Source organism: Atlantibacter sp. MEI4A-1023 (assembly GCF_056155425.1).
The window spans coordinates 4,510,730-4,534,875 of record NZ_CM149568.1 but is presented as its reverse complement, the minus strand read 5'-3'; the positions used below and the strand labels follow the sequence as shown (position 1 = coordinate 4,534,875).

Sequence of the window (24,146 nt, the reverse complement as noted above, 5' to 3'; positions counted from 1 at the left end):
ATCCCGGTAAGCATTACTGGCTGCTTTTGTCTGACTATGAAAAAATGGCGAACTGAATTTCAGGACAACAGAGGGATGTGTATGTCGGCTTTTCATAACTGGTTACTTGAGATCGCAGGTGGGAATTACTTCGTTTATATCAAACGTCTTTCCGCCAATGACACTGGCGCCACAGGGGGCCATCAGGTCGGGCTTTATATCCCTTCCTGTATTGTTGAAAAGTTGTTTCCGTCTATCAACCATACCCGTGACCTCAACCCTTCGGTCTTTCTCACCGCACATGTATCATCTCATAGCTGCCCGGACAGCGAGGCCCGGGCGATTTATTACAATAACCGCTATTTTGGCAAAACCCGGAATGAGAAACGGATCACTCGCTGGGGAAGAGGCAACCCGCTTCAGGATCCTGAAAATACCGGGGCCCTGACGCTTCTGGCCTTCAGGCTTGATGAGCACGGTGGGGACAGTACGGCTGTAGACATCTGGGTCTGCGTCAGCCCGGACGAAGAAGACGTTATCGAGACCGCTATCGGTGAAGTGATCCCCGGTACGCTAATATCAGGCCCTACCGATCGCATTCTGGGCGGCCTGTCTCTGCAGCAGGCGCCCGTTAATTATAAATACATTATCCCGGAGGACTGGCAGCATCGCTTCCCGTCAGGAAATGAAATTATTGAGTATGCCGCCGGGCATTATGTGAAAAATTCACGCGATCCGGATGAGCAGCTTATTGACCGCCGGCGCGTCGAGTACGACATCTTTCTGCTGGTTGAGGAACTCCACGTTCTGGACATCATCCGCAAAGGATTTGGCTCCGTGGATGAATTCATTGCGCTGGCCAACTCCGTCAGTAATCGCCGTAAATCCCGGGCTGGCAAGTCTCTGGAGCTGCATCTGGAGCATCTTTTCATTGAGCACGGGCTACGGCATTTCGCCACGCAGGCAGTCACGGAGGGCAATAAAAAGCCCGACTTTCTGTTCCCCTCCGCCGAGGCTTACCACGACACTGAGTTTCCTGCAGACAATCTGCGCATGCTGGCCGTCAAAACCACCTGTAAAGACCGCTGGCGCCAGATACTGAATGAAGCCAACAGAATTTCTCCGGTTTACCTGTTTACGCTCCAAGAAGGGGTGTCACAGGCGCAGTACAAAGAAATGCAGGCGGAAGGGGTCAGGCTGGTCGTGCCGTCGTCCTTACATAAAAAATATCCGGAAGCGGTAAGGGCAGAATTAATGACGCTGGGCGCCTTAATTGCCGAGCTGACAGGGCTTTACGCCGATCTTCCTTAAATAATCTCCCGGCATACTCTGCCGGGATGCGCACTCAGATGTTTTCTACCTTCTCGGCATCGGCAGAAACGGCTTTCAAGATGTAAGGTTCCAGCAGTCTCGCAACCGCTTCAAACACAGGGACCACTACGGAGTTACCGAACTGGCGGTAAGACTGCGTGTCCGACACCGGAATACGGAAAGGCCTGCCGTCGGGCTTCTCGAAGCCCATGAGGCGCGCGCACTCACGCGGTGTCAGCCTGCGCGGCCGATGCGCCTGATTTTCTTCGTTCGCGAAATCTGTTTCACCCGTAGCCATATCCCAGCCACGATCAATCAGAATTTCAGATCCGTCTTTGTGATAGCGGGCAGAAAGCGTACGGGCAACGCTTTCCTTGTTTTCAGGGTTGACCAGGCCAAAACCGAAGCCGTTTCCCTTAGCCGCGTGCTTTTTGGCGTAGTTGTAAAGATACTCCCAGAGCTTCGGCGTCAGGATATATTTGCTGTCAACCATGGGCTCCAGAAGCTCGCCAAATGACGGTCGCTGTTCCGGATAAAAACGACTGACGTCCCGCAGGGTAAAGCCCTGATGAATATTCAGATCGCGGCGGAAACCAACCAGCACGATACGTTCACGGTGCTGGGGCAGGAAATGCTTTCCGTCGATGACTTTAGGATCGCTTTTACCCATGTCAGCCGCATCCGCCACTTCATAACCCAACTCGTCCAGGGTCTTCATAATGACTTTAAAGGTTTTACCCTTGTCATGGCTCTTCAGGTTTTTGACGTTTTCCAGCACAAAGACAGCCGGCTTTTTGGCGCGAATAATGCGCGCGACATCAAAGAAAAGCGTTCCCTGAGCTTCACATTCGAAACCGTGCGCCCGGCCGAGTGAATTCTTCTTGCTTACGCCAGCCAGGCTGAACGGCTGACACGGGAAACCGGCCAGAAGTACATCATGATCCGGCACGTGCTCGTCAATAAAGGCGTAGGCATCTGTTTCAGGCACTTCAGGTTTGTCACTGAGCGTGACTTCGCGAATGTCGAGATTAAACGTGTGCGCCTGCTCGTCGTTAAACCAGTTGGCTTTATACGTGCGCACTGCCTCTTTATTCCATTCACTGGTAAACACGCACTGACCGCCGATAGCCTCAAACCCTTTTCGTATACCACCAATGCCCGCAAACAGGTCAATAAACCGGAAGGCATAGTCCGGGTGATGCGCAGGCGCTTCCGGCAGCATTTTTCGCAGAAGCGCTTCTTCTGCTGACGTCAGCGACTTGGGCGGGCACTTACCATTGATCCAGCGATTAAGCGTCTCGCGACTCCACTCATTTTTACCGACTTTCCTGAGTAGCTCTGCCACGTATTTCTGGTCATAGATTTCCAGTACCTGTCCGATGAGCTTTTTATCATTTTCCTGACGCAACAGCTCTTCCACTGCCGCTTTCTCAAGCAGATCCTGTGCCAGTAATTCAAATTCAGACATATTGCCTCCAGGGGGTCTTATGGGTGAAACTTTATCACTCAAATGACCCAGAGGAAAGAGTTAATCTGGATATTTAAACAGTGTCTTGTCAGAGCGCCTGATGAACACTCAATGAGCTAGTCTCAGGCAAGACTTTGCAGAGGGCAGCTAAACCCAGTGAAGATCAAGCTATGAGCATACTTTTCAAGCTATGTGGGTATTTGCATTCATTTGACTACCATTTTGCATTCTACTTGACCATCGCCAACAAGAAATCGCCACCCATGTTGAGGGGGAAGACATAACAATACGTGAACGGCAGTTGTGTGCCAAAAGCGGACATGGCTAACAACACGGTACGTTAAATGGGGAGCAGATCAGCTCCACTGTGTATGCAACAGCGGGGCCTTCTTTGGCATTCAGAAAATGGCGACGGTGCTCAACTAACTTCTGGAACAACCTGATACCCGGGAAAAGGTTCCCCATTCTGTGCACATCCACCTCATCAGTTGCAGACATCATATTTCTGATGAGGTGTTAGGCATCTTTAGGCCACTCCACTTTTTACGTTATGTCGCAGTGCTACACCTTAGAACGAAGTGCGACGATAGTGTCGGTATTCCGGTTGCCAGAAGTTCGCCTCAATGGATTTGTTGAGCACTTCATCTGAGAGCTTTGCTGCCAGACCCTGCGACATGGCGCACTTGGCCACCATTCTGGCGATATGGCGAGAAACCTGATGGATCCCTGCCAGATCCGGCAACAGCGCGCCGTCTTCCCCGTTAACCAGCGGTGAGCACTCCGCCAGGGCTCGACTGGCTGACATCAGCATGGCATCGGTTACCCGTCTGGCACCAGAGGCGATGACGCCCAGCCCTATCCCCGGGAAAATGTAAGAGTTGTTGCACTGGGCGATGACATAGCGCTTGCCCTTGTATTCCACCGGTGCAAACGGGCTGCCGGTCGCCACCAACACCTGGCCATCAGTCCAGCGAATGAGATCCGCAGGAGTCGCTTCCACCCGCGAGGTGGGGTTAGAGAGCGGGAAGATGATAGGCCGGGCACAGTGCTTGTGCATAGTCTTCACCACCTCTTCGCTAAATAATCCCGGCTGGCCAGAGACGCCGATCAGGATATCCGGGCGACCATGCTCCATCACCTCCAGCAGAGAGATGTTGCCCTCCACCGGCCATTCTCTGATCCGCTCCAGCGGCTGAGAGAGTTTGCGCTGGAAGTCGAGCTGGTTCGGGTGCTTGTCGGTGATGAGGCCGCATCTGTCGACCATGAAGACCCGGCTACGCGCCTGTGCATCCGTCAACCCTTCCGCTTTCATCTGTGCCACTATCTGTTCGGCGATGCCACAACCCGCACTGCCCGCGCCAAGGAAGGCGACGCGCTTTTCGGAAATCCGGGTTCCGGAGGCTTTGCAGGCGGCAAGCAGGCTACCTAACGCTACCGCGGCAGTGCCCTGAATATCATCGTTGAAACAGCACAGCTCGTCTTTGTAGCGATTGAGCAGCGGCATCGCATTACCCTGGGCAAAGTCTTCGAACTGCAACAGGATATTAGGCCAGCGGCGTTTGGCGACCTGGATGAAGGCATCGACAAACTCATCATACTGTTCGCCACTGATGCGCGGATGGCGCCACCCCATGTAGAAGGGATCATCGAGCAACTGCTGGTTGTTGGTGCCCACGTCCAGCACCACCGGCAGACAGTAGGCTGGCGAGATACCGCCACAGGCGGTGTAGAGTGACAGTTTGCCAATGGGAATACCCATACCACCGATCCCCTGGTCACCCAGACCCAGGATCCGCTCGCCATCGGTGAGCACGATAACCTTGACGTTCTGCTTGGTGGCATTTTGCAGCATGTCATCAATCCGATCCTTGTCCGGATAGGAGATAAACAGACCGCGGGCTCGGCGGTAAATATTGGAGAACTCCTCACAGGCCTTACCCACCGTCGGAGTATAAATAATCGGCATCATCTCAGTCAGGTGGCTGTTTATTAATCGGTAAAACAGAGTCTCGTTAGTATCCTGGATGTTGCGCAGGTAGATATGTTTGTTCAGGTCGTTACCAAAGACCCTGAACTGACGGTAGGCGCGCTCGACCTGCTCTTCAATGGATTCGATATTCTGGGGCAGAAGACCTTTAAGGTTGAAGCTGCTGCGCTCCTCACTGGTGAAGGCACTGCCTTTGTTGAGCAACGGAATTTCCAGCAAAACAGGTCCGGCGTGGGGAATATAGAGAGGACGTTGCTGATTGTTTTCTTCTAGCATAGGATTGTACCTTGATTGTTTTCAGCAGCATTAAAATAAGCGCCACCGCAGCGGCGCTTTATATTTTAATAATGACCGATCACTGAGTGAGCAGAAACCCGGTTTACCAGACGGCCTATTTTTCCAATTTCCACTTCAATCAAATCGCCTTCTTTCATAAATAATGGCGGGGTGCGTTTTTTCCCAACCCCACCAGGTGAACCCGTGATAATGACATCACCGGCTTCCAGCGGACTAAAGCGGGAAATATATTCAATTAATTTAGCAACAGTATTTACCATGCTGTGAGTAGAATCATTCTGCACACGATTTCCGTTCAGCCAGGTACCAATTTCCAAATCCTGCGGATCGGTAATTTCATCACTCGTCACCATCCACGGACCAAACGCACCCGTGTTGCGCCAGTTTTTACCGGACGTGAACCAGGAATATTGCATGTCGCGAACCGAGCCATCCATAAAACAGCTGTAACCGGCAACGTGCTGCAAAGCCTCTTCCCGTGTGACGTTGTCGGTACGCTTGCCAATCACCACGGCCAGCTCACCTTCATAATCAAATTCATTACTGCTTTCGGGTTTATAGAGCGCTTCACCATGGGCACAGAGTGAATCAGGGAAACGAATAAACAACGTTGGTGCATCAATGGTCTGCTCAAACTCAACGCGCTTTTCCATGTAATTCATGCCGACACAGAATATCTTGCTCGGGTTTTCAATCACCGGAAGAAAACGAATTTCACTCAGATGGAAATCCGGTTCCCCTTTTTTCATATGTGTCAGTTCATTCAGTGCATTACCGGCAATTGCTGATTTCAAATCAGGGAAATAGGCAGACAGGCGTTTGCTAAAATCATAAACCTGGTCGCCTTCAACATGTCCCCAGGTTTTTTTACCGGAACGCGGATTGATGAAACTTAATAACTTCATAATTTATTCCTGTAACAACACGTTTGCTGCCATGATCATTTGATGAATTTAATCTGCTGATTTATTTCTTCGATAATAGAAACTTTTCGGGCGTTGTAGACTTTCTTATTCTCTTCAATCAAATTATTCCCCTCGGTATCAATGGAAATAATCAGCGGCCCGAACTCTTTTACCCGGGTGACCCATAAGGTTTCTGGCATCCCCAGATCACGCCATTGGGCATCTTCTATTTTTTCGACACAGGTTGCCGCCAGAACCCCACAGCCGCCAGGGAAGATGGCATGCACGGCTTTAAAGCGGCGACATCCTTCCTCGGTATTCGGTCCCATACCGCCTTTTCCAACAATCAGTTTCACGCCAGTTTGCTCGATGAACTCTTTTTCAAACTTCTCCATGCGCATACTGGTGGTCGGGCCAATCGAGATCATTTCAAATTCATTTTCACCCTTTTCCACCACGATAGGTCCGGCATGGAAAATCGCCAGCCCTTTCAGGTCAACAGGGAGTTCACGTCCCAGTTCAATCAGACGACGGTGAGCAACGTCGCGACAGGTCACTAATGTCCCGGTCAGGTACACCACATCACCGGTTCTGAGTGACAGTAAATCTTCATCTTTGATTGGCGTGGTCAGGATTTTTTTCATAGTACAACACCCTCGTGGGACAGAATTTCATAGGAGAGATCAGCAGCAAAACGGATTGCGCCACGACGGTGTGCCCAGCAGCCCGTCGACACGGCGACACCGATGGTGGAAGGATGGCGAGCCGAGGACTCAATATTGACCCCCATCACTGACGCATTCCCGCCCAGACCCTGCGGACCCAGTCCAACCCTGTTCAACCCATCTTCCAGTAACTTTTCCATTTTTGCCGCATCCGGATTCGGGTGCTGTGAATCCACCGGGCGTAAAATGGCTTTTTTGGACAGACGCGCAGCCGTTTCCACGGATGTTGACACGCCCACACCAACCAGCAGCGGCGGGCACGCATTGACCCCATAAGAGGTGATCACGTCAAACACAAACTGGTTTACGCCTTCGTATCCCTGGCCTGGCATCAGTACCTTGGCTGCACCGGGTAGTGAACAACCCCCACCGGCCATATACACCTCGATGGTGCAGTGGTCGTCATCGGGAATAATTTCCCAGTCGAGCCACGGGATCCGCGAGCCAGTGTTGGTGCCGGTATTTTTTTCGATAAAGGTTTCCACCGCGTTATGGCGCAATGGTGACTTTTTGGTCGCTTCCAGTGTGGCGTTTCTTAACACCTCTTCCAGTTGCCCGAGATAAGGGAAATTCGCGCCCGTGGTAATGAAATACTGAATGACGCCCGTATCCTGACAGCAGGGACGATCCAGCTCATCCGCTCTTTTCTGGTTTTCGGCCATGGAGTCATACACCACTTTAGCCAGTGTCGCGTCTTCATTAGCGCGCAGCTCTTCCAGTTTTTTAATAACATCAGCCGGTAAGCGTTTTCCGATATAACCGGTGAACCGGGCCATAACATCCTGTAACAGGGATATAGATTTCTGATTACTCACAATGAAACTCCTTTATTAAATTCAATTAACCACGTTATGAACAGGCAATTTGTTTTTCTAATTTACGGCGCCTGAATTCAATGGACAGTGTTAGTAGTGCGGAAATAACCAGCATTCCAGCAATAAAATACAGCGCGTAACTAAAGTCGCCCGTTGTTTCTTTCAGCCAACCGATCATGGCTGGGCCAACAAACCCACCCAAATTACCGATTGCATTTATTGCTCCAAGCCCTGCAGCTGCGGCTGGACCAGTGAGGAACAGCGATGGAATACTCCACAGAGGCGGTTTACATGAAGAGATTCCCATATTTGCCATGACCAACGCTAAAATAGCGAGAGGGAATGAGTGAGCAACTCCAGCTAATACAAACCCAATACACGCCAGGGAACAGGCGCCAACAACATGCCAGGTTCTTTCTTTGGTTTTATCAGAATGTCTGGCCCACAGAATCATAGCGACGGCCGCAAACGCAGGTGGAATGGCGTTAACAAATCCAACTTGCATCATGCTTAGGTCAAAGGTTTTTATAAATTGTGGTGACCAGATATTAAGAGAATACAACCCGGCGGATGTTCCAAAATAAACAACGGCCAGCGTCAGCACACGAATATCTGTCAACCCTTTCCAGATGCTCGTTTTAATAGTTGTATTTTGGTTTTGTTTTTCTGCAGCCAGCGTATCTACCAGCCATTTCGTTTCTGGTTCTGTCAGCCATTTATTTTTTTCTGGACGGTCATTCACATAGAACAATGTGAATATGCCCACTACACCGGCTGCTACTGTGCAGAACAGGAACATTAACTGCCAGCCTTTATAACCAAATGCGCCATCCAGAGTTAAAATAGTTCCCGCTAAAGGTGAACCCAACACTGCAGATATTGGCGCTGCGGCCATAAATACGGCAATCATTTGTGCGCGACGTTTAATAGGGAACCAGGTGCTGAGATAAAGGATAATCCCTGAGAAGGATCCCGCTTCAGCAACCCCCAACAAGAACCGGAGGACATAAAATTCCGTAGCCGTTTCGACATTCATCATAAAATACGTAATGACTGACCAGCTCAACAGGATTCTTGCTAACCAGATGCGTGGTCCAACTTTTTGCAGAATGATATTAGATGGGACATCAGTTAAGAAATACCCAAGGAAAAACAGTCCTGCGCCAAGGCCAAAAACGGCATCTGAAAAACCAAGTTCCTGGTTCATCGTGATCGCAGCAAAACCAATATTAATCCTGTCAAAAAAACCAATGAAATAAACCAGCATTACATATGGCATTATTCGCCATGTTATTTTTTTGAGGGCAGATAGTTCTAATGAATTTGTCATGGCATACCTTCCAGTATTATTAATTAATAATAAGTTGCGTCATGTCACACTTACATTTAGCTGCAGGGTGTGGCATCAAATATGCGCTGGGCCAATGACGGGATCATCCCACTGTGATTATATAAAAAAATGCAATACTGACCCGTAGAGTGCCATTTCCCCTGAAAAATACAACACGGATCAAAAATATGGATATTAAAATGAGATTGGTAACGTGTTTTTAACCAAAATCTTCTTGAAAGCTAACAAATAAAATTCAGTGATATCGTTTATATCTGTGAAGTACTTCAAATATTGACACATGAGTTACGGTGATGTCCTCATGTTGCTTATGAAGGGATGACTAAAATCATGGTGTGTTAGTCAAAGGGCAGGTCACGTGGAGGATGATAAAGCGCCATCCTGATGGCACTTTTTTAATATTGCCGCGAGATACGTTCAAGTTCCTGCATGACGATGACCATCATGTTATCGCGAGTTTCATCACGGGAATCCTTAACCCAGACAGCAGAAATCGGTAATTTTTTTCTTATGCTGACGTATTCTTTCGCCAGTGGAATGAACTTCACACTCGGGACCGACATACGACTGACCCAGCGCGGCATAATAGCAGCACCCAATTCGGCGGCAACCATATTAATAATGGTCTGCTTTTCATCAGAAATTTTTATTAACTGTGGCTTAAAATCAACATCATTAAATAAATCCATAGTTAAATCATAGCTGTGGGGGCGGATTTTTCTTTCAGGAACAATCATTGGAATGTTAATAAGATCGTCAGCATGTATTTCATTCTTCTGCGCAAGAGGATGTTGTTCATATATTGCCAGAACGACATCTTCATAAAACAGGAATTTATTTTCCAGTTCGCTATCCATTTTTTCCGGTGGACGAATAAATATTAAATCCAGACGTCCTGATTTCAGCTTGGGCAACAGTTTTGATGTTTTGTCTTCCATGATTTGAACTTCAACGTCTGGCCATTTTTCACGGAATATATGCAGGAGCAGAGGGATTAAACTGATTGCAGCACTGTCGATGGCACCAATACGCAAACGTCCGGAATTCTGCCGGGCAAGTTTCTGAAAACGTAGCTGGAGTTGATCGGCTCTCGAGACAATTTCTCGTGCTTCTTCAAGAAATAGTGCTCCGTGAGCGGTCAGGGCCACGTTGCGGGTGGAACGAGACAACAACCTTGTGCCGAGGCTGGCTTCGAGCAATTTGATATAACGCCCGAGTGCAGACGGATGCATCTCCAGCTTCTGCGAGGCATGCCCGAAATGCAGTTCATCTGCGACGGTAATGAAGCATCGAAGCTGTGTAAGTTCCATAAATTCCCCCAAGGATTATATCATTTTTTTGTATAAACCGATGCTGCTGATACTAATTACTTTTTATGGATAATGATAGTTGTCCTCTATGAGTTATTAATGACATCCACCGAAACTGTGACAGAGATTTAATAATAGCACCGACGGATGGCACAACGTTTTTTGTCAAAATATAACTTATTTAAAAAACACAAAATAATCAGACTTAGGAGTCTTACCATGCGTAACTACAAAATTGCGGCTATTCCTGCTGATGGTATTGGTACTGAAGTGATTGCCGCAGGCGTAAGTGTTTTAGAAACCCTGCAAAAAAAATTGGGCGATGTCACTTTCCAGATTGAGCATTTTGACTGGGGTTCTGATTATTATAAAAAAAATGGTGTGATGATGCCGGAGAACGGCCTGGAAACACTGAAAAATTTTGATGCGATTTATTTTGGTGCCGTAGGTGCGCCGGACGTTCCGGACCATATCACTTTATGGGGTTTGCGCCTTCCAATCTGCCAGGGCTTTGATCAGTATGCAAACGTCCGTCCGACTAGAATTCTTCCGGGTATTGAGTCTCCTCTGCGTAATGCTGGCCCGGGTGATCTCGACTGGGTGATTGTTCGTGAAAACTCAGAAGGTGAGTATTCTGGTATTGGTGGCCGTGCACATCGCGGATTACCGGAAGAAGTGGGCACCGAAGTCTCAATCTTCACCCGCGTTGGGGTTACCCGCATCATGCGCTACGCCTTCAAACTTGCGCAGTCACGTCCGCGTAAACTACTCACCGTTGTGACGAAATCCAATGCTCAGCGTCACGGTATGGTGATGTGGGATGAAATCGCGGCTGAAGTGGCGAAAGAGTTCCCAGATGTGGTGTGGGACAAAATGTTGGTTGATGCCATGACGCATCGCATGACATTGCATCCAAAAACCCTTGATACCATTGTTGCTACAAATCTGCATGCTGACATTTTGTCCGATCTCGCCGGCGCGTTAGCGGGCAGCCTGGGTGTTGCGCCTACAGCCAATATCGATCCTGAACGCCGCTTCCCGTCAATGTTCGAGCCAATTCACGGTTCTGCATTTGATATCACCGGTAAAGGTATTGCCAACCCGGTCGCAACTTTCTGGACTGCTGCACAAATGCTGGATCATCTGGGTGAACACGAAGCTTCACAACGTCTGATGCAGGCAGTAGAGGAAGTTTGTGCTGCCGGTATTAAAACGCCGGACGTGGGTGGGAAAGCGACAACACAAGATGTTACCGACGCGGTTATCTCTGCCATTATGAAAGCTTGAGGCACAGAGGATGAAGATGGCAACGTGGAATGACGAAAAGGCACGAGGTGCATTGCTTGAGATGTTCAATGCTGCGGTGAGAAGTGCCGATCCTAATGTGAATTTATCTGCTGCGTTGCCAGAACCACCCAAGGGGCGATGCATTGTGGTGGGGGCCGGTAAGGCTTCCGGCGCAATGGCAGCAGCACTGGAATCGGCATGGTCAGATGTGCCGATTTCTGGTGTGGTTGTCACCCGTTATGGGCATGCCGTAGCAACGCAACACATTCGTATTATAGAAGCCGCACATCCTGTTTCTGATTCGATGAGTGAAGTGGCTTCGATGCTTATCCTGGACGCTGTAAAAAATCTGACGTCAGATGATTTGGTGATCGCCCTAATTTCAGGTGGTGGCTCTGCTTTGATGGCGTTGCCGCGTAATGGTATTACGCTGTCCGAAAAACAGGCTGTCAACAAAGCGTTATTACGAAGCGGTGCCACCATTCAGGAAATGAACACCGTACGGAAGCATTTGTCTGATATTAAAGGGGGAAGGCTGGCATATGCCGCGCTTCCCGCGAAGGTTGTAACCTTAGTTATCAGTGATGTTCCAGGCGACCAGCCTGAGTATATTGCCTCTGGACCAACGGTACCCGATCAGAGCACCTATGAGCAGGCTTTAGATATTCTAAGACGCTATTCCATGGAATTGCCGGAGTCTGTGGCGCATGTGCTGAGAGAAGAACGCTATGCCGTGAGTGAAAGGGACATTGAGACTGATGTGCGGATGATTGCGACACCGGCCAAAGCGCTACATTCCGCAGCTGAAGTTGCGCGTCGGATGGGGATTACACCTATCATTCTCGGCGATGCACTTGAAGGTGAAAGTGCGCAACTGGGCATTGTGATGGCTGGAATAGCGCGTTCTGTTAAATATCACGGACAACCTGTAACGGCACCTGCGGTATTGCTGTCCGGTGGTGAAACGACGGTCACAATTGGGTCAGGCGTTGCGAAGCAGGGTGGCCGAAATACTGAGTTCCTGCTGAGCCTTGCGAATGCATTGGCAGGTGAAGAACATATTTGGGCTCTCGCCGGAGATAGTGATGGAATCGACGGAACAGAGGATGCGGCCGGTGCGTTTGTCAGCCCGAGCACGCTTGCCCGTGCAATTGAAAGAGGTCTAAGCGGGAAAAATATGCTGGCTGAACACGACAGCTACACTTTCTTCGCAGGAATCAATGACCTTATTAAAACGGGGCCAACATTGACGAATGTTAATGATATACGTGCAATTTTAATTGGTTAAGCAAAGCAGAATTGTGAACCTCGTCGAAGCCCGCTAAATGTTCAAACCGGGGAATAGAATTATTCCTGCACAATCGGCATGACCAGCCCTGATATAGGTTGGCACTTACCAGCCTGTAAAATGCCTGATGAACTGCATCGGGCGTTTTGTATTTCAGCGACGGTTTAACCAATTTTCTTGCCCGTTCAAGAGTGTAGTTATGCAGTGGACGCCCTTGCTAAAGTTGACCTGCTCCCCGTTGATTAATACACCGCGATGTTAGTAATGTCTTCATAAGCCACATGAGGACATCCCCATGAAGAAGCGTTTTTCCGAAGAACAGATCATCAGTATTCTCCGAGAGGCCGAAGCCGGGGTTTCTGCCCGTGAGCTCTGCCGCAAGCACGCCATTTCCGACGCCACCTTTTACACCTGGCGTAAGAAGTATGGCGGTATGGAGGTGCCCGAGGTTAAGCGCCTGAAGTCGCTTGAGGAAGAGAACGCCCGCCTCAAGAAGCTGCTCGCTGAAGCCATGCTGGATAAGGAGGCGCTTCAGGTGGCTCTGGGGCGAAAGTACTGACGACAGACCAGAAGCGGGAAGCTGTGGTGTTGATGTGTGATGCGACCGGTCTGTCGCAACGTCGTGCCTGCAGGCTTACAGGTTTGTCCCTGTCGACCTGCCGCTATGAGGCTCAGCGACCGGCTGCTGATGCGCATTTATCAGGGCGTATCACTGAGCTGGCACTGGAGCGCAGGCGTTTTGGCTACCGACGCATCTGGCAGTTACTGCGCCGTGAAGGCCTTCATGTTAATCACAAGCGCGTGTACCGCCTTTACCACCTTAACGGGCTGGGCGTAAAACGCAGACGACGTCGTAAAGGGCTGGCAACAGAACGTCTGCCGCTGCTCCGCCCGGAGGCGCCCAACCTGACCTGGTCGATGGATTTTGTCATGGACGCGCTGGCCACCGGTCGCAGGATCAAGTGCCTGACCTGCGTGGACGACTTCACGAAGGAGTGTCTGACGATTACCGCCGCATTCGGGATTTCAGGCGTTCAGGTCACGCGAATTCTGGACAGCATTGCACTGTTTCGCGGCTATCCGGCGACGATAAGAACGGACCAGGGGCCGGAGTTTACCTGCAGAGCACTTGACCAGTGGGCTTATGAGCATGGGGTGGAGCTGCGGCTTATCCAGCCGGGCAAGCCAACACAGAACGGATTTATTGAAAGTTTTAACGGACGATTCAGGGATGAGTGCCTCAATGAGCACTGGTTCAGCGATATAGTTCACGCCAGGAAAACGATTAATGACTGGCGGCAGGATTATAACGAGTGTCGTCCACATTCATCGCTGAACTACCAGACTCCGGCTGAATTTGCAGCGGACTGGCGAAACGGGAAATATGAAGAAAAACCAACCGACATTACTAACTGAAGGTTGTATCTAATCCTGGGGGCAGGTCAAAGTAGCCAATGCAATACTTTTGCTGACTACATTAATCTGGGAGAAACATCACATGAAAATGATCAGAGTTGTTAGTATCGATATCACCAAAACTTTTCTTCTGGTTCGTTTGGTGGCCAATCGACATTACCAATATGATCTGACGTGCACACTATTTATTAATGCAACAGGATGTTAACTACGTCAGCTAAGTATCCCTGTAATCCTAACCAATCACTTTTAGATATCTTCCAACAAACTGATTATGTCAGTGTTAGGCTAATGTCTGCTGATCGCTCAAACCTGACTGTCATATCTATGAAGCCTGTCAGATCAAGCCCGAGTCAACGCATTTTAGCATTTAGTGCTTTTTCCCTGCGCCCTAAGAGCGCCCTAAAAAATTAGCTGTTTTTTAAGTGGCTGTTTTTCCCATTTTAACGAACTTAGAGCATCAGCTTAATAAGCTGTTTATCTATATTTTTCATGTTGTTACGTTTTTATTGGCATTGTATCTTCCGCTTAGATAAATAATTGTGGAGGTTTCCGGCAATGGCGGAACAACAAAAAGTCATTTTACGCAGAGCTCAAGTTCTCGCTCTGGTGGGCATGGGTAAATCAATGCTGTATTCACTTATTGCTGATGGCGAGTTTCCGCGCCCAATTACCTTATCTGGAAGAAGCTCTCGCCGCCCTGCCGTTGGCTGGGTTAGCTCAGAGATCCAGGACTGGATTGATGAGCGGATATCGCGGCGTGATACACAGAACATTTAAACCGGCTTGGCCGGTTTTTTTTAGATTTTTGAAAATTATTTCGGAAACTCGGCATCAAGAAAAGCCATATGGCCATTGGGGAATGCTAGCGTCTTACTCAAATTTGATTAATTAACATATTGATATAAAAGAATTTTAATGTTGCGATGTCCGCGGGATGGACGCTAGGATTCATATCAGGACGGGGCGTTGCTCAGCGCTCTCCGAACTGGATAACCCACTAGTCGGTAACAAAAATGTGGCTGGTGGCACGCGAGTCGCATCGCGCGGGTTTTATCCGGGCCCGTTCCTACTGCCACCAGCCACACCCTAACGCCTGTAGGAAGGCGAAATTTTCCGGAGACAAATCATGAACAAATTTATTTCTGACCTGCTTACGCTCAAGCCTGCCGAACTGCTGATCGCGGTGTTCGCACCGGCAAGCCTCGTAGCCCTCTCGGCTGCATTTTTTTTCGAGTGAACCGTCTCAGGCAGACTCGTCGTGATGAGAGACTCAAAAGGAAATCTAAGGGGGAAATGATGCGTGAATATCTGTTGGTTCAGGACATGCTGGAGCTGCTGAGATGCTCGAAGGCGACACTGTACCGTGAGGTGCAAGCCGGAAGGATACCTCGACCGTTCCGATTGAGTGCCGGAAAGAGTGCCTGGCACAAGAACGATGTGAAAAAAGTGATTGAGCAGCGCCGTATGGCTGCGAACGGGCAATAAAAAACCCGCTGGCCGGCGGGTTCTTCGAGCGGCGTTTCCGTCGCTGATACTACAAAATTGTTAAATAAATAGTATCGGCAGTAGGCTTAAAGGTCAACGGCAACGCCTCAATTTTGATAAAAAATATTGAGGTCAATATGACTAAACAGGCAACATCCCTAAATGCGCTGCTGCGCGACAAAAACACCTGGTTTTTTGAACTGGACGCACTGCGTGAACAGATATCAGACCGCGATTTTATCCAAAATGTAGCCGAATCCCTTAACTGCGATCACATTGAAAGAACGATGCCGTATATCACTGCTGGCAGCAGAAAATTCGCGAGCGGGTGCCTTAAAGAGGCTGACTACAACAACCCATCTGAACATTATCGCCGGTTCTTTCTTGCCAAAAAAGGCGATTTTATCCCCGTTGACGGCTATGACCGCCTGATTGTCGTCTCCAGCCTGGATCTGCAGGAAATCTATGTGCAGCGCGGCGGCCGTAAACGGCAGAAACTGGTGAACATCGCTGACCTCGTACGGATTGTGGCGAACCTGGGCGAGACCGGGGAGGTGTCTTTATGAACATGATGCCTCGACGTATGGAGACCATAGAGCGCGCCCGTTCAGCCCTGAACTACATCGACCCGGCATGCGATCGCGGTCAGTGGGTAAAGATCGGCCAGGCTATCCATAGCGAGTGGCCTGATGACATCGGACTGGCTCTCTGGGACGGATGGTCGAAGCCTGCTAGCAACTACCGCGAAAAAGAAACCCGCTCCGTATGGTGCGGCTTCAAACAGGGCGGCGGCGTTACCGTTGCTGCGTTGTACGGCATCGCCCGAGACGCCGGATGGCGTGATAATGGTGACTATCCTGAAACTCCATTACCGACACCAGAAGACATTGATCGCCATCGTGCCGAACGCGAACGCCTGAAGCATGCAGCAAAGGCCGAAGAGCAACGCAAGCATGCTGCAGCAGCAAAGCGCGCGCGCGAGATTCTGGCTTCCGCCTCTAATCAATTAATAGGACACGCTTATTTTGAGCGGAAGGGTCGCATATTGTTTGGCAATGTAAGACGCGGCAAGTGGATACAGAATAGCTGGAGCGATGCTCTGCTGGTGCCGATTTATGATGCTGACCAGCAAGTTGTCGGCATCGAAGCGATATCGCCTGAAGGTGAAAAGCGCGGCCTTAGCGGTTGTCAGCGCAAAGATGTACTGTTTCCCCTTAAACCTTTTAAGAAAAGTGATGTAGTGCTGGTAGCTGAGGGGCTTTCTACTGCAGCGGCTGGAATGGATGCTTCGACTTATCCGGCTGTATGCGCATTCGGTAAGAGCAACCTGGCCGGGGCTGCGAAGATCGTCAAAAAGGTTAACCCTGCCGCTACAGTAATTGTCCTGGCGGACATCGGAGCCGAGAAGTACGCTCATGATGCAGCTGCAGCCGTCAATGGCCTCTGGTGCGTGCCAGAAGGACTGATCAGCGGCAATGATTTCTGGGATCTCTGGAAGCAAGACGGGGTTGATGCCGTTGGGCAACAGATTGTTGACTGCCTGAAAGCTGGGGTTCGAAAGGAACTGTCACAGAATAAGTCACCAACTCCGCCAGAGGCGGCCAATGATGACAAGCCTGCATCATATGCGGTGGCTATCGATGCCGACGAGAGCCGCGAGCGATCCGGGATCGCTGGGGGATGGGAATCCAAACTCCCTGATGTCCGCATGACCAGAAACGGCCCCGTTCCGCTCAACACGGCCGCCAATCTCCGCGCTCTGTGCGATATTATGGAGTGGCGCCCATGCCTTAACGAGATGGACGGTGAATATGAGGTGCTGACAGCGAACGGTGAGCAGCTTGGTGGTTCTCTTGAGGGGCAATATTCAGCGATGGTATCAACAACGCAGCGTCTCGGACTGCCGAAGGATACCATTAACGATCATCTTCCCGCCCTTTGCCGTGAAGCGTCATATCACCCGGTACGCCGCTGGCTACATGGTGCTAAGTGGGATGGAGCGCCGCGTGTTGATGCCGTAATTACGACCTTGAACGCCAAAGATCCTCATTTCGCACAATCCGTTATTGTTCCCTGGCTGATTGGCTGCGTTGCCTGTCTGTATGAGCCAAAATTCAGCTCAAAACTGGTTCCAGTGCTGCAGGGTGATCAGTCGCTTCGCAAGTCTGCTTGGGTGAGCCGCATCGCCGGCGTTGTTGAAGGCGCTTATTTCGATGGCGACCTGAACCCGAAAGACCGTGACAGCGTGAAACGCGCCGTCAGTCGCTGGATCTTTGAGTTTGCCGAACTGGAAAGTACGACAAAGCGGGAGAACGGTCACCTAAAGGCGTTTCTTTCATCAGCAACCGACCGCTTTCGTTCTCCCTATGCCAGAACTGATACTGTAAAGCGCCGCCAGACCAGCTTCATTGGTACGGTGAACGGCGACGGGTTCCTGAAAGACCCAACAGGCTCAACCCGATATGCGGTAATAGAGATGGCTGGCCGTGCCGACATGGACACATTGAACGATCTGCTGGGGTGGAGTTATAACGAAGGGCGTATTCGCCTGGAGCGCGAGGAAGCACTTCGGCAGTTTTGGCTTGAGGTGAAGGCTAAGTACGACGCTGGTGAAACCTGGATGTTGTCAGAAGACACGCTCCAGAAGGCCGCGGCCGTTAACGACAATTTTACTGACAAAGGCAGCGTTTATGAGTTCCTCATGGACTATCACGTTGGCAAGGACTGGGCTGATTCAGGCTGGTTTACTGCTGCTGATGTAGTTCAGTTCCACGGTGGGAACCCGGCAATGGCGCGTGAATATGGCAAGGCGCTGAAGCGCATGGCGTCAGAGAATATAATCGAGATGAAGGAAGGCCGCTCGCGTCGCGTTGAGTACCTCCTGAGGTATAATCGGAGAGACCGATACAGCTTCGAAGAAGGTAGTCCGATCTGACTTCTACGCCACCAGCCAAGCCCCGCATCAGCGGGGTTTTTTTGTTTAGTGGTGAAAGAGATGGTAATGGTGAAAGAGTGGTGAAAGAGATTTTGGGTCTTTCACCACGCTATAACTCTCGCCATTGCTGGCTTTGCTATGTTTGGTGAAAGGGTGAAAGAGAATTCTACTGAAAAGTTTCGGCTAGATAAAAGTAGGGTATACAGTGGTGACAGGTACTACACGGCATGGTGTCCATGGAGAAAGTTGACGAAGCTCATTCATCCCTTTCACCGCTTTCACCAAACCGGTCTCTAACCCGTGCAGTTACTGGGTTTGATGGTGGTGAATGCCTTTCACCATCATTCACCACTCTTTCACCATCATTCACCATGTACATATCTGGCGCGCGGATATCGATGGTGTCTTCCAGTTGCAGCTGTCACCAGTTTCACCAGTTGTTGGGCGCGATTTGTCGCTCCAGCGTATTTTCCACCCCCCAAAAATTTGAGGCTGACCGACACGGCGTGACGCTACCCTGTCGCTAAGAACGACAAATCGAGGGTTACGACATGGCGGAAAGAAAGGTTCTGCGCGCTACCGCTAAAGCGCTTTATGAGTCTGGCAGGAAAACCGTCAAACAGATTGCGGCGGAGATCAGCACCAGCAGCCGAACCGTAGAGCGGTGGGCTCGCGCCGATGGCTGGAAGCGGGTGCAACATTCCCCAGAACTAAGTGAGCGGGCACACTGCCTCGCTTCCCGGCTGGCGCAGATCCCAGAGGACGCGAAGCCTGAGGAACGGCAGCAGGCTGTCGAGGCAGTGACAGAACAGCAGGCGATTGACGAGCGAGCCGCACTGCTGGCCAGACATCGCAAGGAGTGGCATTACCCGCGTGCGCTTCTGGCGGAAGCCATCAAAGGGCGCGACACTGAAAAGGCGAAGCTTGCCAAAGCAGCCGCCGAAACGACTAAGATAATTCAGTCTGCCGAGCGCTTGGCATGGGGTATGGACTCAGGTGATGAGCCCAAGGTAACGGTAGTTATCGAACGCGAATAAACTAGACGACAAACAGGGAAAATGGACGCTATCCTCTCGCCACAAATGATGGGTATGGAGAGCATGTCATGGCATCACGTCTTGCGTATTTGGTTTTGGTAGGGGCTTCGTTTCCTTTATTCGCAATGAATATCGGTTCTTTTAGCCAGGAACGTAATGATTCTAATGTTATGACCATTACACTGACTGATGCTGGTTCCACATATCCTGAATGTAAGGGACACAAGGAAGCATTCGCCGATATTTATGATCCCAGACTTTTGCGTTCCTTCCCTCATGCAAGAGGATGTTGGTTCAGCGAAGTGGATGGATTTATCCCTGTTCATTTATGGACTTTCTCTGGTGGTGATGAGTTCACGGCATCGCTTAACCTGAATGATATTAAGTTCACGTCTGAATTTGATGCTGCAGCGGACAAGTACTACCAGAATAAGACGTCTCTAGATAAGAGTGCAGACAAGGCCGCTCCACTTTCAACAGAGCGGCTGATTGAAGATGCTGTTGTATTCGGGTCTTGCGCGATTATGTTTCATGCGAAAGAAATAGCTAAGACACCGCAGGAAAATGCCCTGGCAGCAAAACTAAGAACTAAGATCGCGGAAGATGGTAAGGTCGAACCTGCTGAGGTTGATCAGCATTGCCGCTCTGCTATTGAAAGAACTATGAATGTAGTTAGAGCGGATTCTGAGAAAGCACAATGAGTAAAGGCATGATGCTATTTATAGCCGTCTTTACAGTTCCGGCGCTAGCAGACTCTACTGCTGGTCGGTGCTATACCATTACGAATCCTGATTACCGCGCTTTGTGTTGTGCGAAGGCTCACCACCAGCCCGGCTACTGCTACAGCATCCAGCAATCGGATGTGCGAGCTCAGTGCCTGGCGGAAACTCCCCGCAAATAGATACAACATCCTTTCAGTGGAAGATGATAGCCTCGTTTTGGCACTGCACTTGGTTCCCGTTCATGCAACCGGCTCACATAATCGGCTCAAAAAGCACACCTTGTGAGCTATGCCTCCCCTGATTTTCCCCACATGGCTCAAATGTGTTGCTCAAATTTGAGCTAGACCATATATTGTGAACCATACTTTTTGAGCTATGTGTTGGGGGAACTATGGCCGTCGTTGGTTATGTTAGGGTGAGCACGGGAGAACAGAACGTAGAAGCGCAGCGACACAGCATCGAGCAAATCCACAAGATTGAAGAATGGTTTGCCGATGAAGGTGTGTCTGGCGCTGTGAAGGCGATGGAGCGCCCGGGCTTCTCCGATCTCTTCAAATATGTACGCAAGGGTGACGTGCTGGTGGTTCCCGCCGTTGACCGTCTTGGGCGCGACACTATCGACGTTCTCAAAACCGTAGAGGCGCTGCGCGGCAAGGGAGTGTCGATTATCAGTCTGCGTGAGGGGTTCGACCTGTCCACGCCAATGGGTAAAGCTATGCTGACGATGCTGGCGGCGGTGGCAGAACTGGAGCGCTCCAACATCAAAGCCCGCCAGATGGCAGGGATCGCTAGGGCGAAGGCTGAAGGGAAGGCGCTGGGACGAGAGAAGACGATAGACGATGCGGCTGTCGCTCAATGGCGTAGGGAGAACGGCGCAAGCATCCAGGCTACGGCCGCCCAATTCGGCATCTCACCAGCCAGCGTGAAACGCGCCTGCCGAGCCGTCAATCTTGTTTTTTAAGATGCTGTCGGTACTGATAGCCGATATCTTCTAGAATGGACTTAACTCGACTTAATTCCTGCTGTTGAGTATCAAGGGTTTCCCGTATAGCTATGATAGTGAATAGCAGACCAACCACTGTTACTGAACATAAGAAACCAATACCAGCGCCTATTAAGCCAGCGAACACGCTGGTGTTATAGGGGTTGATGTTGTAACCAGTAAAGAAACCGCCCAAAACAGCGATAACGACTGCGAGAGAGAGCAATTTCTCATAGGTTGATATAATAAATTCGCGCATTTTCTTCCCTTCTTTTTATTAAGTATTATGTAAAGCCATATAAAATGTAATGGCATATACCTTGTTAGGCTATATGTGTGATTTATTTTTTTCTATTTTCAAAGCCAACAACCTCTAACAGCCGGGCTGCACGCGTACATGGAAGCGGTTGGGAATTCTGAATTCCATTGCTCAGCCCTAACCATGGTGTAAACCACCGGTGCAGCGTCAGCCTCGTCAAACAAGCGACGACAAACAGTAAAGAGGTGTCAGCAATATGAGCTGTTATCGCCAGCGTTCGAGGCGGTACCTTACCGTTAGCCCATTCTCGGACATGGTGTGAATGTAGTCCGGGTTTTTCAGCGTGAGGTCGATCGCCTTGGTGCGGTGCGTTTTGTATTTGTGACGGGCTTCCTCCGGGAAGTTCTCTCCGGTAACCATCTCATCCCATGACTCATATGACTTCGCTCCGGGAACCATGATCACTTTCCATCTCTGGAACCGGCGCTCGATGTTTTCAAATTCCATTGCTCTCTCCTTACCCAATGTAGCGAACTAGCCTCTTAACCTGCCAATCAGCGCATCCAGACACCCTGACCGGCACGCCATCAATACCGAATTGGGGTAGTCGCAGTTCCAGCGGTCACTGCGCAATAGCGTGTTGACCCATCTGCGCAACGCCTCTTCATCGGTCTGCGTCACCCATCCGGGCGACCTATCGGAATAATCTGGATCCATTTCAACATCTGGCCCGGTAAATCCGGCCTGCTCCGCCGCCTCAATGAACTGGCGGTATGCGCCGCTGCGCGTAAATACCAGTGGTTCCGCGTCTTGCACCTGCCTGTATGCGTCCACCAGCTCCGCCGCTGCCTTTGAAAATTCCATCGCATCTCCCGCTAAACCAGTACCCGCCCGACAGGTCGTGACGGTTCAATGAAGCCATCAACGAACCATTAACGCACCATCAAGGGTATAAACAAATGAAGAGTATCTCAGAAATTGAATCCCGCCTCGCCGGCGCACGGGTAAATCTGACAGCAGCACTTGAGCGCGGTGATGCCGACACAACGCCGTTCCGCAACGCTGTAATCGAAATTGAGCGCGAGCTGGCTGCAGCGCAGGCTGAACAGGCCAGCGCAGAACGCGCCCGGCAGTGCGCCGAACAGGACCGCCTGAGCGAACTGTCCGCTAATGCAATCAGCAAAGCACACAATGCGGTAATTGATGCCGCTGGCGCTGATGTGGTTGCAGGCGTCGATATGCCCACCGTGATTAACGATCCTGCCGTTTCCAATGCTGCCGCCCGTTTGGCCGCTGTCCGTGATCGCCTGAATCGTGAAGAGGCTACGTACCAGTCGCACAACGCCAAGTACCTTAACCTAAAAGGCCGACTCACCGACAAGGAACACATCCGTGAAGAGATCCTCGCCCGCCGCGTAACCGGCGACGAAAAACCCGGTGATGCCGCAGAAGTAGCGCTTCTGGCGGAAGATATCTCTTCGCTGAAAGAGCTGGTGGCTGATGCGCACCGTAATGCTGAGCGATTCCGCCCGAACACTTCACGCCGCACGGTTGCCGACGCAGAGGCAGAACTGGCGAAGGCTCAGTCTCGCAGTGTGTACCTCGCGAAACAAGCCCGACTTCAGGAGCTGGAACGTGCCTTCCTGGCTGCTCACGCTGAAATGGTCGCGGCTGGGTTCGCTGTCGGTGAACGTAACAAACATACCATGTTCCGCGCCTCCCCGGAGCTGCGCGCCATCACTTACGGCACGCCGTACTGATCAAGGAGCCAGGAGATGAGTGAGAAACGTAACGCACAGGGGCGGTTCGCCCCTGGTCATGAGGGGAACCCAAACGGCCGCCGTCCACGCAAAACCCCGGAGCAGAAGCTGCTTGAGGCTATTGAGCGCGACGCACCGGCACTGGTGGAACGTGGCCTCACCGTGGGGATGACCGACAACCAGGTGCTGGCGCAGTCGCTGGCATACCTCACCGAATGCCTGCGCACCCGCAACATCCAGGCCGAAGCCGAGCTCCACGCAATCAAATACACCGCCCTCGGCGGCGTCCACTGAGGCGGAAATCATGGAAATTCTCGTAAAAACCATTCCCGCACTGACCGAGCTGCACCGGCTGAAAGCTGAAAACCCGGAAATGCTTAAGGAGCTGACCATCGCCCCTATGCCGGGCGAGAAGCAGCCAGAACCGGGCAAGCGCGTCGTAATTCGTAACAGCAAGAAACCCTGAATTTTTAATCACAGAGACTAATAACATGAATACTCAAGACCTTGGCACCATCGAAGACCGCCTGATTAGCCTGAATGGACAGGCAGCCAGCCGTGAGCGCGCTGAGACGCGCTTAAGTTATCTCTCCAAAAAGCGCGATACCTCCGGGTTATCCGCTGATGAGATAGCAGAAATTGACGCGATCGCCGCCGAGCTGCAGAAACTCGCCAGCGACGAGTGCGATGGAATGATGAAGTCGCTCAATGGTTCTGTGAGCAATTTCCTGCGCCGCACCAAACGCCGCCCGGAACTGATGGCTAAATCTCTGCGCAATCCGCGCCGCCTGGTGCTTCCGACGAAGGTTCGGGGGTAAGACACT

25 protein-coding genes are annotated in these 24,146 nt (G+C 50.7%); 15 read left to right on the top strand and 10 right to left on the bottom strand.

Annotated elements, in window-relative coordinates:
- Nucleotides 1-81: 81 nt before the first annotated feature.
- Nucleotides 82-1,290, top strand: a complete 1,209-nt coding sequence (locus ACVV26_RS21505) for a type II restriction endonuclease (RefSeq protein WP_474799261.1) — start codon at nucleotides 82-84, stop codon at nucleotides 1,288-1,290.
- A gap of 34 nt (nucleotides 1,291-1,324) precedes the next feature.
- Here the strand turns inward: ACVV26_RS21505 and ACVV26_RS21500 are convergent, their stop codons facing one another.
- The 7 genes from ACVV26_RS21500 to ACVV26_RS21470 all read right to left on the bottom strand — a co-directional run bounded on the left by ACVV26_RS21500 (nucleotide 1,325) and on the right by ACVV26_RS21470 (nucleotide 10,148).
- Complete coding sequence (locus tag ACVV26_RS21500; RefSeq protein WP_313049510.1) at nucleotides 1,325-2,758, bottom strand: DNA cytosine methyltransferase; 1,434 nt, start codon at nucleotides 2,756-2,758, stop codon at nucleotides 1,325-1,327.
- Nucleotides 2,759-3,326: 568 nt separating this feature from the next.
- Complete coding sequence (locus tag ACVV26_RS21495; protein ID WP_064407398.1) at nucleotides 3,327-5,021, bottom strand: NAD-dependent malic enzyme; 1,695 nt, start codon at nucleotides 5,019-5,021, stop codon at nucleotides 3,327-3,329.
- Nucleotides 5,022-5,086: 65 nt separating this feature from the next.
- Complete coding sequence (locus ACVV26_RS21490) at nucleotides 5,087-5,947, bottom strand: fumarylacetoacetate hydrolase family protein (protein ID WP_086817676.1); 861 nt, start codon at nucleotides 5,945-5,947, stop codon at nucleotides 5,087-5,089.
- Between the two features lie 35 nt (nucleotides 5,948-5,982).
- Nucleotides 5,983-6,591, bottom strand: a complete 609-nt coding sequence (ttdB, locus tag ACVV26_RS21485) for a L(+)-tartrate dehydratase subunit beta (RefSeq protein WP_064407400.1) — start codon at nucleotides 6,589-6,591, stop codon at nucleotides 5,983-5,985.
- Nucleotides 6,588-7,487, bottom strand: coding sequence for a L(+)-tartrate dehydratase subunit alpha (gene ttdA / locus ACVV26_RS21480; protein ID WP_074189069.1), 900 nt, complete (start codon nucleotides 7,485-7,487; stop codon nucleotides 6,588-6,590). The genes ttdB and ttdA overlap by 4 nt, the downstream gene beginning before the upstream one ends.
- Before the next feature lie 34 nt (nucleotides 7,488-7,521).
- Nucleotides 7,522-8,817, bottom strand: a complete 1,296-nt coding sequence (locus tag ACVV26_RS21475; RefSeq protein ID WP_200012514.1) for an MFS transporter — start codon at nucleotides 8,815-8,817, stop codon at nucleotides 7,522-7,524.
- Nucleotides 8,818-9,233: 416 nt separating this feature from the next.
- Nucleotides 9,234-10,148, bottom strand: coding sequence for a LysR family transcriptional regulator (locus ACVV26_RS21470; protein ID WP_064407408.1), 915 nt, complete (start codon nucleotides 10,146-10,148; stop codon nucleotides 9,234-9,236).
- Nucleotides 10,149-10,367: 219 nt separating this feature from the next.
- On the opposite strand from ACVV26_RS21470, the gene ACVV26_RS21465 reads away from it, so the two are divergent.
- From ACVV26_RS21465 to ACVV26_RS21420, 10 genes are all read left to right on the top strand, one after another.
- Complete coding sequence (locus ACVV26_RS21465; protein WP_064407402.1) at nucleotides 10,368-11,435, top strand: tartrate dehydrogenase; 1,068 nt, start codon at nucleotides 10,368-10,370, stop codon at nucleotides 11,433-11,435.
- A gap of 16 nt (nucleotides 11,436-11,451) precedes the next feature.
- On the top strand, nucleotides 11,452-12,723 hold the full coding sequence (locus ACVV26_RS21460; RefSeq protein ID WP_474799260.1) for a glycerate kinase type-2 family protein: 1,272 nt from the start codon (nucleotides 11,452-11,454) through the stop codon (nucleotides 12,721-12,723).
- A gap of 295 nt (nucleotides 12,724-13,018) precedes the next feature.
- A protein-coding gene (locus ACVV26_RS21455; RefSeq protein WP_105580531.1) for an IS3 family transposase occupies nucleotides 13,019-14,139 on the top strand; the annotation gives its coding sequence in 2 pieces (ribosomal slippage) (nucleotides 13,019-13,277 and nucleotides 13,277-14,139; 1,122 coding nt in all).
- Nucleotides 14,140-14,697: 558 nt separating this feature from the next.
- On the top strand, nucleotides 14,698-14,919 hold the full coding sequence (locus ACVV26_RS21450; RefSeq protein WP_313050971.1) for a helix-turn-helix transcriptional regulator: 222 nt from the start codon (nucleotides 14,698-14,700) through the stop codon (nucleotides 14,917-14,919).
- 516 nt (nucleotides 14,920-15,435) lie between these two features.
- On the top strand, nucleotides 15,436-15,627 hold the full coding sequence (locus tag ACVV26_RS21445; RefSeq protein WP_474799259.1) for a helix-turn-helix transcriptional regulator: 192 nt from the start codon (nucleotides 15,436-15,438) through the stop codon (nucleotides 15,625-15,627).
- A gap of 137 nt (nucleotides 15,628-15,764) precedes the next feature.
- Nucleotides 15,765-16,193 (top strand): hypothetical protein, encoded by a 429-nt coding sequence (locus ACVV26_RS21440; protein ID WP_313050968.1) that lies wholly within the window; start codon nucleotides 15,765-15,767, stop codon nucleotides 16,191-16,193.
- Nucleotides 16,190-18,562: a VapE domain-containing protein gene (locus tag ACVV26_RS21435; protein WP_313050967.1), complete on the top strand. Its 2,373-nt coding sequence runs from the start codon at nucleotides 16,190-16,192 to the stop codon at nucleotides 18,560-18,562. The genes ACVV26_RS21440 and ACVV26_RS21435 overlap by 4 nt, the downstream gene beginning before the upstream one ends.
- 551 nt (nucleotides 18,563-19,113) lie before the next feature.
- The gene (locus ACVV26_RS21430; RefSeq protein WP_474799258.1) at nucleotides 19,114-19,599 is read left to right on the top strand and encodes a terminase gpP N-terminus-related DNA-binding protein; all 486 of its coding nucleotides are present in this window, start codon (nucleotides 19,114-19,116) and stop codon (nucleotides 19,597-19,599) included.
- Between the two features lie 68 nt (nucleotides 19,600-19,667).
- A complete protein-coding gene (locus ACVV26_RS21425) occupies nucleotides 19,668-20,300 on the top strand; it encodes a hypothetical protein (protein ID WP_474799257.1) in 633 nt (210 codons plus the stop codon).
- A 412-nt stretch (nucleotides 20,301-20,712) separates the two neighbouring features.
- A complete protein-coding gene (locus ACVV26_RS21420; protein WP_474799256.1) occupies nucleotides 20,713-21,282 on the top strand; it encodes a recombinase family protein in 570 nt (189 codons plus the stop codon).
- Here the strand turns inward: ACVV26_RS21420 and ACVV26_RS21415 are convergent.
- The 3 genes from ACVV26_RS21415 to ACVV26_RS21405 form a co-directional block, all read right to left on the bottom strand.
- Complete coding sequence (locus ACVV26_RS21415; protein ID WP_474799254.1) at nucleotides 21,266-21,562, bottom strand: hypothetical protein; 297 nt, start codon at nucleotides 21,560-21,562, stop codon at nucleotides 21,266-21,268. The two genes, ACVV26_RS21420 and ACVV26_RS21415, sit on opposite strands and share 17 nt — an antisense overlap.
- Before the next feature lie 264 nt (nucleotides 21,563-21,826).
- Nucleotides 21,827-22,069, bottom strand: coding sequence for a hypothetical protein (locus ACVV26_RS21410; RefSeq protein ID WP_474799252.1), 243 nt, complete (start codon nucleotides 22,067-22,069; stop codon nucleotides 21,827-21,829).
- A 27-nt stretch (nucleotides 22,070-22,096) separates the two neighbouring features.
- On the bottom strand, nucleotides 22,097-22,426 hold the full coding sequence (locus ACVV26_RS21405; protein ID WP_474799250.1) for a hypothetical protein: 330 nt from the start codon (nucleotides 22,424-22,426) through the stop codon (nucleotides 22,097-22,099).
- Between the two features lie 95 nt (nucleotides 22,427-22,521).
- On the opposite strand from ACVV26_RS21405, the gene ACVV26_RS21400 reads away from it, so the two are divergent.
- Genes ACVV26_RS21400 through ACVV26_RS21385 form a run of 4 tightly spaced genes read left to right on the top strand, consistent with a single transcriptional unit; the run spans nucleotide 22,522 to nucleotide 24,140 of the window.
- On the top strand, nucleotides 22,522-23,322 hold the full coding sequence (locus ACVV26_RS21400; RefSeq protein WP_474799249.1) for a hypothetical protein: 801 nt from the start codon (nucleotides 22,522-22,524) through the stop codon (nucleotides 23,320-23,322).
- A gap of 15 nt (nucleotides 23,323-23,337) precedes the next feature.
- On the top strand, nucleotides 23,338-23,616 hold the full coding sequence (locus ACVV26_RS21395; protein WP_474799247.1) for a DUF5681 domain-containing protein: 279 nt from the start codon (nucleotides 23,338-23,340) through the stop codon (nucleotides 23,614-23,616).
- 10 nt (nucleotides 23,617-23,626) lie between these two features.
- Nucleotides 23,627-23,788, top strand: a complete 162-nt coding sequence (locus tag ACVV26_RS21390) for a hypothetical protein (protein ID WP_474799246.1) — start codon at nucleotides 23,627-23,629, stop codon at nucleotides 23,786-23,788.
- A gap of 25 nt (nucleotides 23,789-23,813) precedes the next feature.
- A complete protein-coding gene (locus ACVV26_RS21385; RefSeq protein ID WP_474799245.1) occupies nucleotides 23,814-24,140 on the top strand; it encodes a hypothetical protein in 327 nt (108 codons plus the stop codon).
- The last annotated feature ends 6 nt before the right edge of the window (nucleotides 24,141-24,146 follow it).

What these genes read in the sequence shown, in the direction of transcription:
- ACVV26_RS21440 (WP_313050968.1), top strand. Translation starts at nt 15,765, where the DNA reads ATGACTAAACAGGCAACATCCCTAAATGCGCTGCTGCGCGACAAAAAC.
- ACVV26_RS21445 (WP_474799259.1), top strand. Translation starts at nt 15,436, where the DNA reads ATGATGCGTGAATATCTGTTGGTTCAGGACATGCTGGAGCTGCTGAGA.
- ACVV26_RS21450 (WP_313050971.1), top strand. Translation starts at nt 14,698, where the DNA reads ATGGCGGAACAACAAAAAGTCATTTTACGCAGAGCTCAAGTTCTCGCT.
- ACVV26_RS21385 (WP_474799245.1), top strand. Translation starts at nt 23,814, where the DNA reads ATGAATACTCAAGACCTTGGCACCATCGAAGACCGCCTGATTAGCCTG.
- ACVV26_RS21400 (WP_474799249.1), top strand. Translation starts at nt 22,522, where the DNA reads ATGAAGAGTATCTCAGAAATTGAATCCCGCCTCGCCGGCGCACGGGTA.
- ACVV26_RS21410 (WP_474799252.1), bottom strand. Translation starts at nt 22,069, where the DNA reads ATGGAATTTGAAAACATCGAGCGCCGGTTCCAGAGATGGAAAGTGATC.
- ACVV26_RS21500 (WP_313049510.1), bottom strand. Translation starts at nt 2,758, where the DNA reads ATGTCTGAATTTGAATTACTGGCACAGGATCTGCTTGAGAAAGCGGCA.
- ACVV26_RS21390 (WP_474799246.1), top strand. Translation starts at nt 23,627, where the DNA reads ATGGAAATTCTCGTAAAAACCATTCCCGCACTGACCGAGCTGCACCGG.
- ACVV26_RS21425 (WP_474799257.1), top strand. Translation starts at nt 19,668, where the DNA reads ATGGCATCACGTCTTGCGTATTTGGTTTTGGTAGGGGCTTCGTTTCCT.
- ACVV26_RS21395 (WP_474799247.1), top strand. Translation starts at nt 23,338, where the DNA reads ATGAGTGAGAAACGTAACGCACAGGGGCGGTTCGCCCCTGGTCATGAG.
- ACVV26_RS21430 (WP_474799258.1), top strand. Translation starts at nt 19,114, where the DNA reads ATGGCGGAAAGAAAGGTTCTGCGCGCTACCGCTAAAGCGCTTTATGAG.
- ACVV26_RS21420 (WP_474799256.1), top strand. Translation starts at nt 20,713, where the DNA reads ATGGCCGTCGTTGGTTATGTTAGGGTGAGCACGGGAGAACAGAACGTA.
- ACVV26_RS21475 (WP_200012514.1), bottom strand. Translation starts at nt 8,817, where the DNA reads ATGACAAATTCATTAGAACTATCTGCCCTCAAAAAAATAACATGGCGA.
- ttdB (WP_064407400.1), bottom strand. Translation starts at nt 6,591, where the DNA reads ATGAAAAAAATCCTGACCACGCCAATCAAAGATGAAGATTTACTGTCA.
- ACVV26_RS21465 (WP_064407402.1), top strand. Translation starts at nt 10,368, where the DNA reads ATGCGTAACTACAAAATTGCGGCTATTCCTGCTGATGGTATTGGTACT.
- ACVV26_RS21405 (WP_474799250.1), bottom strand. Translation starts at nt 22,426, where the DNA reads ATGGAATTTTCAAAGGCAGCGGCGGAGCTGGTGGACGCATACAGGCAG.
- ACVV26_RS21470 (WP_064407408.1), bottom strand. Translation starts at nt 10,148, where the DNA reads ATGGAACTTACACAGCTTCGATGCTTCATTACCGTCGCAGATGAACTG.
- ACVV26_RS21435 (WP_313050967.1), top strand. Translation starts at nt 16,190, where the DNA reads ATGAACATGATGCCTCGACGTATGGAGACCATAGAGCGCGCCCGTTCA.
- ACVV26_RS21415 (WP_474799254.1), bottom strand. Translation starts at nt 21,562, where the DNA reads ATGCGCGAATTTATTATATCAACCTATGAGAAATTGCTCTCTCTCGCA.
- ACVV26_RS21495 (WP_064407398.1), bottom strand. Translation starts at nt 5,021, where the DNA reads ATGCTAGAAGAAAACAATCAGCAACGTCCTCTCTATATTCCCCACGCC.
- ACVV26_RS21460 (WP_474799260.1), top strand. Translation starts at nt 11,452, where the DNA reads ATGGCAACGTGGAATGACGAAAAGGCACGAGGTGCATTGCTTGAGATG.
- ACVV26_RS21505 (WP_474799261.1), top strand. Translation starts at nt 82, where the DNA reads ATGTCGGCTTTTCATAACTGGTTACTTGAGATCGCAGGTGGGAATTAC.
- ACVV26_RS21490 (WP_086817676.1), bottom strand. Translation starts at nt 5,947, where the DNA reads ATGAAGTTATTAAGTTTCATCAATCCGCGTTCCGGTAAAAAAACCTGG.